At 67.4% G+C, this 7,147-nt stretch carries 10 protein-coding genes (1 of these 10 running past the window's edge); 6 read left to right on the plus strand and 4 right to left on the minus strand.

Annotated features, from left to right (window positions below; translation table 11 throughout):
• The 3 genes from K789_RS0117660 to K789_RS0117670 form a co-directional block, all read right to left on the minus strand.
• Window positions 1-1,122: the 5' portion of a sialidase family protein gene (locus K789_RS0117660; RefSeq protein WP_024367926.1), read on the minus strand. Its footprint begins 33 nt before the window's first position; 1,122 of the gene's 1,155 nt are visible here — the first part of the coding sequence; the start codon lies at window positions 1,120-1,122; its stop codon lies off the left edge, out of view.
• A gap of 57 nt (window positions 1,123-1,179) precedes the next feature.
• Window positions 1,180-1,380 carry a hypothetical protein gene (locus K789_RS0117665; protein WP_024367927.1) on the minus strand — a complete coding sequence of 67 codons (201 nt, stop codon included), beginning with the start codon at window positions 1,378-1,380 and terminating at the stop codon, window positions 1,180-1,182.
• A 76-nt stretch (window positions 1,381-1,456) separates the two neighbouring features.
• Window positions 1,457-1,807, minus strand: a complete 351-nt coding sequence (locus tag K789_RS0117670; protein ID WP_024367928.1) for an ArsR/SmtB family transcription factor — start codon at window positions 1,805-1,807, stop codon at window positions 1,457-1,459.
• A gap of 134 nt (window positions 1,808-1,941) precedes the next feature.
• Between K789_RS0117670 and K789_RS0117675 the strand changes: the two genes are divergently transcribed.
• From K789_RS0117675 to K789_RS0117695, 5 genes are all read left to right on the plus strand, one after another.
• Window positions 1,942-2,454, plus strand: coding sequence for a universal stress protein (locus tag K789_RS0117675; protein WP_024367929.1), 513 nt, complete (start codon window positions 1,942-1,944; stop codon window positions 2,452-2,454).
• A gap of 9 nt (window positions 2,455-2,463) precedes the next feature.
• Complete coding sequence (locus K789_RS0117680) at window positions 2,464-3,042, plus strand: DinB family protein (protein WP_237739635.1); 579 nt, start codon at window positions 2,464-2,466, stop codon at window positions 3,040-3,042.
• Window positions 3,043-3,262: 220 nt separating this feature from the next.
• A complete protein-coding gene (locus K789_RS0117685) occupies window positions 3,263-3,610 on the plus strand; it encodes a metal-sensitive transcriptional regulator (RefSeq protein WP_024367931.1) in 348 nt (115 codons plus the stop codon).
• Window positions 3,611-3,677: 67 nt separating this feature from the next.
• Window positions 3,678-3,908: a heavy-metal-associated domain-containing protein gene (locus tag K789_RS0117690; RefSeq protein ID WP_024367932.1), complete on the plus strand. Its 231-nt coding sequence runs from the start codon at window positions 3,678-3,680 to the stop codon at window positions 3,906-3,908.
• A gap of 120 nt (window positions 3,909-4,028) precedes the next feature.
• Window positions 4,029-6,377: a heavy metal translocating P-type ATPase gene (locus K789_RS0117695; protein ID WP_416352810.1), complete on the plus strand. Its 2,349-nt coding sequence runs from the start codon at window positions 4,029-4,031 to the stop codon at window positions 6,375-6,377.
• A gap of 34 nt (window positions 6,378-6,411) precedes the next feature.
• On the opposite strand, the gene K789_RS0117700 is transcribed toward K789_RS0117695, so the two are convergent.
• Complete coding sequence (locus K789_RS0117700) at window positions 6,412-6,684, minus strand: DUF2277 domain-containing protein (protein ID WP_024367934.1); 273 nt, start codon at window positions 6,682-6,684, stop codon at window positions 6,412-6,414.
• Window positions 6,685-6,859: 175 nt separating this feature from the next.
• Between K789_RS0117700 and K789_RS0117705 the strand changes: the two genes are divergently transcribed.
• Complete coding sequence (locus K789_RS0117705; protein WP_024367935.1) at window positions 6,860-7,123, plus strand: hypothetical protein; 264 nt, start codon at window positions 6,860-6,862, stop codon at window positions 7,121-7,123.
• Window positions 7,124-7,147 lie beyond the last annotated feature (24 nt).

A 7,147-nucleotide genomic window follows, 5' to 3' on the forward strand; every position in this document is an offset into this window, starting at 1 on the left:
CGCGGCACCGGACACGGGGGCCGGCGACACCGCCGCGGCGCGCACGCACAGCACGTCCGGCAGGTGGGAGGCCACCTCGGCGAAGTGCTCACCCTCGTCGGCGCTGGCGTAGACGCTGCCGCCACGTGTGCCGAAGTACACGCCGGCCGGTTCCGCCGCGTCGACGCAGGCCGCGTCCCGCAGCACGGCGTTGAACTCCGTTCCGGGCAGGCCGTCGTCCAGGCGCGTCCAGCTCGCCCCGGCGTCCTCGGTGCGGTGGACCGCCAGTTTCCCCTCCGGGGGGATCCGTTCGCCGTCCGCCTTGAGCGGGATGACCCAGGCGGTGCCGGCCCGGCGCGGATGCGTGAGCATCACGAAGCCGAAGTCCGCAGGCAGGCCTTCCGCGATCGATTCCCAGCTCTCGGCGTCGTCGTCGCTGCGGTAGACGCCGTGATGGTTCTGCGCGTAGAGGCGGCCGTCAACGGAAGCATCGGCGGCGATCTTGTGCACGCACTGGCCGAATTCGGGATTCGGGTCGGGCATAAAATAGGCCGAGATTCCCTTGTTGCGCGGCTCCCAGGAGCTGCCGCCGTCGAGCGAGCGGTAGACGCCGCCGGTGCTCATCGCGACGTGGACCTTCTCGCCCGAGTGATCGACGACAATCGAGTGCGCCGCGGCACCGCCGTAGCCGGCCCCCCATTCACTGCGGTGCGGGTGGTCCCAGAGTCCGCGGTTGAGTTCGAAGTGTTCGCCGCCGTCGGTCGACTTCCAGACGGAGATCGGTTCGCAGCCGGCCCAGACGACGCCGGGGCGGGACTCGGCGTCGGGGTGGATCTGCCAGACGCGTTCGAGGGCAGCATCCGTGCCCTCGGGGAAGCGGATGGCGCCCTGCTCGGGCTCGTTCCACGTTTCGCCCAGGTCATCAGAGTGGAAGACGGTGGGGCCCCAGTGCTCGGAGCGGACACCAATCAGGATCCGGGTCCGGCCGTCCCGGGTGTCGATGCCGATGCTGGGGACTTCGCTCATCAGGAAATGCGGGCCCGACAGGGCCCAGTCTTTGCGGTCCGGGCTCGTCGCCAGCCAGAGGCCTTTTTTGGTGCCGATCGCCAGGACATAACTCTCTGCGGTAGCCATGCCCCCCATGCAACCACCCCGGATAGATGGCCGCAATGGTTTTGCGCCGTCTGGTTTTGTCCGGCTTTAGTCCACGAATTCGGACTGAGTCTCGATGAAATCCCAGTCGGCGTCGGTCAGCACCCCGGAAACGTCAGCCGGGTGGGGGCCGCCGGCCTCGGCGATGCCCTGCAGCACGGGCAGCGGCAACTCGGGCGCGCGCAGGTTTTCCCGCAGCCACTCCTTGCTCGCCAGATCCAGATCCAGCCACCACATGAAGATTTCCACGGCGGTCACCCTTTCTTCGGTTCCTCAACGTTAGGCCGGGTGCAGGAGGTGTTCAAGGGCCGCCTGGCTCTGGCGGCTAAAGGGCCGAGAGCACGTCCGCGGTCCGCTCAAGTGCGCCGGGAACGAGCGAATAGTAGGCCCAGGTCCCCCGCTTTTCGCGGTGCAGCAGGCCGGCGTCCACGAGGATCTTGAGGTGATGGGACACCGTGGGCTGGCCGAGGTCCAGCGGCTCGGTGAGGTCGCAGACGCAGGCCTCGCCGCCGTCGGACGCCTTGACGATGGACAACAGCCGCAGGCGGTTCGGGTCGGCGAGGGCCTTGAAGAGCTGGGCCTTGCCCTGTGCCTCCGCCGCACCCAGGACCGGCAACCCGGACGGGGTACAGCAGGCCTCGGCCGCCGTAGACTCAACAATCTGGAGTGCTGTCATATATCCATTATGCACTCACATTGACAGTCGTCGATATAGAGGCGGCAACCCGCACACCGACTTACGCCCGGACTGGGCTCAAGACCGGGGAGTAAGCCCCTGTTCCTGCCGCGGGCCGGGGGACACAATTGAGTATGTCCCCCGAACGCCCGAGTGGTCCGCCGCCCCTCGTGGTCGGCGTGCTCCCGGGACAGAGCCCCGAAGTGCTGCAGACGGCCGCCCCGCTGGCCAACAAACTCGCCACCGAGCTGATCTGCGCCTATGTGGATGAGGCGAGCTACCTCGTGGAGTGGGATCCGGCGCGGTCCGCGCACCGGCTCTCCTTGCACCCGGACACCGACAACGCCGAGATCCGGGCGGTGACCCAGGAACTGCGCACCAGAATCGGCTCGGCCTGCGACCCCCTCGGCATCCGCTGGACCCTGCGGACGCTGGCGGGGGATCCGGCCAGGGCGCTTGGCAGGCTGGCAGCCGAGACCGGTGCCGCAATGATCATCGTGGGCACACCGGAACCCGGTCTGGGCCACCGGATTTCCGCCGCCCTCAACGGTTCGGTGGCCGCGTGGCTCAGCCATCACCAGGACCATCCGATCCTGATTGTTCCGGTCAGCGCCGCAGTCCACCACCGGGCGAAACATGGCTCCTGACACAGTGCCGTGCTGTGGGCCGGCATGACCGTCCCGCTTGACCGCGAGGCCGTTGTTGCCGAATACCGGCGCAACTGCGCCGAGCTGGAATCGACCTTGGCGGGCATCTCGTCCGAAGCGCTGCACCGCCGCAGCGCCGGTACGCGCTGGACCAACGAGGAACTGCTCTACCACATGGTGTTCGGCTACGTTGTGGTGCTGGCCCTGCTTCCGCTGGTGCGGACCTTCGGACGGCTGCCCGTACCCGTCAACCGCGCATTCGCCCGGCTCCTGAACGCCGGAACAGGACCGTTCGACGTCGTCAACTACTGGGGCTCCAGGGGAGGGGCCCGAATCGTCAACAGACGGCGGATGGCCGGCACGCTGCGCCGGGTGACATCGGCGCTGGAACGGCGGCTGCTGCGGGAAACGGAATCCGGCCTGGCCCGCCGGATGTATTTCCCGACCCGCTGGGACCCCTTCTTTACAGAGATCATGACCCTGGCGGATGTCTATGCCTACCCCGTGGCGCACTTCGATTTCCATGCCGCACAGCTGTCCGTGGAGGCGGATCCCGGCCGATCAACCGAACCCCCGAAAGTAAAGTGAAAGTAGTTATTCGGGGCGCTGGCTTTCTCCGGCTACCGCCAAGTAAGCTTGAATCCGTAGGCCAGAGATCCACGGCCCGCCCAAAGACTGCTCCGGAGTGTGTATCCCCCAATAACGCACTCCGGAGCTCTTTTGTGTCCGGACCTTCCCCCCAGGCTCGCCCCGCAGATACCCCCGCCGGGTACTTGCGCCATACCCCTAGGGGGTATATGTTGGGCTCATGAAACAGCCCGAAGTCCCCGTTGTGGCACCCGCGGACGCAGAGCCGCACCAACAGCACGGCTACTCGCCCAACAAGGACGCCTACCTGCGGCGGCTGAAGCGGATCGAGGGCCAGGTGCGCGGCATCGCCCGGATGGTCGAGGAGGACAAGTACTGCATCGACATCCTCACCCAGGTCGCTGCCGTCACCAAAGCCCTGCACGCCGTCAGCCTCGGGCTGGTGGAGGAACACATCGGCCACTGCGTTGTCGGTGCCGCGTCCGAACCGGACGCGGAGCTTCGGGCTGAAGCCATCGACTTCAAGGTCAAAGAGGCCACCGATGCCATCGGGCGCCTGCTGCGGTAGCGGCAAGACCACCCACCACACCACCGGACTGATCAACCACCAGCGGTCCAACTACTAGGAGCAAGCCATGAGCACCGTTTCCACCACCGTCAACGTGTCCGGCATGACCTGCGGCCACTGCGTGTCCTCAGTCAGCGAAGAGCTCGAGTCCCTGGCCGGCGTCGAGAAGATCGACGTCGACCTCAACTCCGGGGGCATCTCCACCGTCACCATCACTTCCACCGGGGCCCTGTCCTCCTCCGAGATCGGCGAGGCTGTTGCCGAAGCCGGCTACCTGGTCGTATCCAACGAGACCTGAGCACCGCCCGCCCGTCACACCCCGCAGCGCACAGCACCAGGACAGACAGGGAATACCGTGAGTAGAGAGCAATTGCTGGACCAACCCGGAACCCGGGTAATCGAGCTCGACATCGAGGGCATGACCTGCGCCTCCTGCGTCAGCCGCGTCGAACGCAAACTCGGAAAGCTCGACGGCGTCACAGCCACCGTTAACCTTCCCCTGGAGTCGGCCCATGTCACAGTCCCCGCAGCCATCACCGACGCCCAAATCACCGCCACCGTGGAGGCCGCAGGCTACAAAGCAACAGTGCGCGCCCCCAAGTACCCAGCCACGGTGATTGAGCCCGGCGCCGTCAGGACGCCAGGTGGAACGGTCGATGTGGACGACCACAGCGGCGCCGCCGGGGGCATGCGGAAGCGTGCGTCTAAGCGAGGCACGAGCGAGCACGCGGAGCATGTGGCCGGTGGAGTCGCGGTTGGTGACCATCCGGCGTCGGCCGTAGCAGCCAAGCTCCGCCCGCGCCTGGCCGTCGCGGCCATCCTCACCATCCCGGTGTTCCTGATTTCAATGTTCCCCGCCTTCCAGTTCGCCAACTGGGGCTGGACAGCAGGAGCCCTGGCGCTGCCAGTGGTTACCTGGGCCGCTTGGCCGTTCCACCGGGCCGCCGCCATCAACGCACGGCACTTCGCCTCCACGATGGACACGCTCGTCTCCATCGGCGTGACCGCGGCCTACGTCTTCTCGGCGTGGCAGCTTTTTGTGGACCCGCGGATGACGGAACACCCGGGTATGGAGGGCATGGACTCCGGCGGACTCTATTTCGAGGTTGCCGCCGTGGTCACCACTTTCCTGCTGCTGGGCCGGTACCTGGAGGCCAATGCCAAACAAAAGGCCGGAGATGCCCTCAAGGCCCTGCTGAACCTGGGCGCCAAGGACGCCACCGTCCTCCGGAACGGCCAGGAACTGCAGATCCCGGCTGATCAGCTGGGGGTGGGTGACCTTATTGTGGTCCGCCCCGGCGAGAAAATCGCGACGGACGGCATCGTCGTCGAAGGATCCTCCGCGGTGGACGCTTCGCTGGTGACGGGCGAATCCGTGCCGGTGGAAGTCGGCCCGGACACCCCTGTCACGGGCGCCACCATCAACACCTCCGGCCGCCTGCTGGTCCGCGCCACGCGCGTCGGAGCCGAAACAACGCTGGCGCAGATGGGCCGCCTGGTCGCCCAGGCGCAGACCGGCAAGGCACCGATCGCGCGCCTTGCCGACCGGATCAGCGCGGTGTTCGTGCCGGTGGTCCTGGTCATCGCCGCGGTGACCTTTGGCGCCTGGCTGCTCGCGGCCGGCCCGGCCATCAGCGACGCCGAACTTCGCGCCGCGTTCACGGCCGCCGTCGCGGTGCTGGTCATCGCCTGCCCCTGCGCCCTGGGTCTGGCCACCCCCGTGGGACTGCTCACCGGGACCGGCCGGGGGGCGCAGCTGGGTATCCTCATCAAAGGACCGCAAGTCCTCGAGGACACCCGGACCGTTGACACGATCCTGCTGGACAAGACCGGCACCGTGACCAGCGGACACCTCGCCGTCGCCGGCAGCGAGGCATTCGGAGCCTTCAGCCCGGCTGAGGTCCTGCGCCTGGCCGGGGCAGTCGAGGCCGCATCAGAACACCCGATCGCCCGCGCGGTCGCCGCTGCCGCGCTCTCGGCCGAGCGCCGCAGCAACGACGCCGGCGCCCTTCCCGCCGTCGCCGGCTTCGGTTCCGCACCGGGCGGCGGCGTCCAGGGAAGGGTCGAGGGCCGGGTCGTGACGGCTGGAAGGACGGGCTGGCTGCAGGAGAACGGCATCGCCCCCACTGACGTACAGTTGGCGGCTTTCAGCACAGCCGAAGGTTCCGGGGCCACCGCTATCTGGCTCGCCGTGGACGGCCTGCCGGCCGGAATCATCAGCCTTCGGGACACGCTCAAGCCGGGCTCCGCAGCCGCGATCCTGCGGCTCCGGGAACTCGGGCTGCGGCCGATTCTCCTGACCGGGGACAACGCGGCTGTCGCCGCGCAGGTGGCCGCCGACGTCGGCATCGCTCCCGAGGACGTCTTCGCCGGGGTGCTGCCTGAGGGCAAGGTCGAGGCCGTGCGGAAACTGCAGGCCGCCGGCGCGACCGTGGCCATGGCCGGCGACGGCGTGAACGACGCCGCGGCGCTGGCCCAGGCGGACCTCGGCATCGCGATGGGGTCCGGCACCGACGTCGCCATCGAGGCCGCCGACCTGACGGTCATGGGCAATGACTTGCGGCAGGTCGCCCAGGCCATCGAACTGTCCCGCCGGACCCTGGCGACCATCAAGACGAATCTCTTCTGGGCCTTCTTCTACAACGCCGTCGGGATCCCGGTGGCTGCCCTGGGCCTGCTCAACCCGATGATCGCCGGCGCCGCCATGGCAGCCAGCTCCGTACTGGTCGTGACCAATTCGCTGCGGCTGCGCAGCTTCGGGAAATAAGCCGCCCGGCTGCGTTCAGGCCGGAGCCGCGTTTTCAGGCCGCGCCGAAGCGGACGGCAGCCCTGGCCTTCGCCTTGGCGGCTTCCTCCCCGCGGTCCTTTGCCGGAGATTGGGTCACCAGGGAGTTGAGGAGGTGTTGCGTGGCATGGGCGATCTCCTGGACAGCCCGGTTAAAAGCCTCTTCGTTGGCCTTCGAGGGCTTGGTGCTGCCGCTGATCTTGCGCACGTATTGCAGCGCGGCAGCTTCCACCTCGGCGGTGGTGGCGTGGGGTTCAAAGTTGTGGAGGGTGCGGATGTTTCGGCACATACCTCCATGCTAGGTGCCATTGCGCCCGGGATCGAGGGCATGGGGAGGGCTGCCCATCGACACTTTTTCGGCGTGCAGGATAGTTTGGGGGTATTGGATCTTCCGGAAAAGCCGGGGGCCTTGGGGGATGCCGAACTGGCTCGGACCCGTTTTTATGACTTGAGGAGATTTTCGAATGGCTATTTGGGGTGCAGACATTGCTCAGCTCAAGACTCTTGGGACGAAGCTGCAGCAGGGATCGTCGGAGATCGATAAGCAGAAGGCGGCGCTGACCAAGGCGCTCGAAAGCACCGACTGGAAGGGCCCGGACGCCGACAAGTTCCGCAGCGAATGGAACGGCACGCACGCTGCCCAGCTGGCGAAGGTCTCCCAGGCGCTGCAGGAGGCCGGCAAGCAGGCCAGCCGCAACGCCACCGAGCAGGAGAGCGCTTCCCGCTAGGCGGACGCCCTGAGGAAGCAGGCC

The sequence above is a fragment of the Arthrobacter sp. TB 26 genome (assembly GCF_000427315.1).
Classification (GTDB): Bacteria; Actinomycetota; Actinomycetes; order Actinomycetales; family Micrococcaceae; genus Arthrobacter.

Excerpts from the sequence above, each read along its gene's own strand:
- K789_RS0117670 (WP_024367928.1), bottom strand. The coding sequence starts at position 1,807 with ATGACAGCACTCCAGATTGTTGAGTCTACGGCGGCCGAGGCCTGCTGT.
- K789_RS0117675 (WP_024367929.1), top strand. The coding sequence starts at position 1,942 with ATGTCCCCCGAACGCCCGAGTGGTCCGCCGCCCCTCGTGGTCGGCGTG.
- K789_RS0117685 (WP_024367931.1), top strand. The coding sequence starts at position 3,263 with ATGAAACAGCCCGAAGTCCCCGTTGTGGCACCCGCGGACGCAGAGCCG.
- K789_RS0117690 (WP_024367932.1), top strand. The coding sequence starts at position 3,678 with ATGAGCACCGTTTCCACCACCGTCAACGTGTCCGGCATGACCTGCGGC.
- K789_RS0117695 (WP_416352810.1), top strand. The coding sequence starts at position 4,029 with ATGACCTGCGCCTCCTGCGTCAGCCGCGTCGAACGCAAACTCGGAAAG.
- K789_RS0117700 (WP_024367934.1), bottom strand. The coding sequence starts at position 6,684 with ATGTGCCGAAACATCCGCACCCTCCACAACTTTGAACCCCACGCCACC.
- K789_RS0117705 (WP_024367935.1), top strand. The coding sequence starts at position 6,860 with ATGGCTATTTGGGGTGCAGACATTGCTCAGCTCAAGACTCTTGGGACG.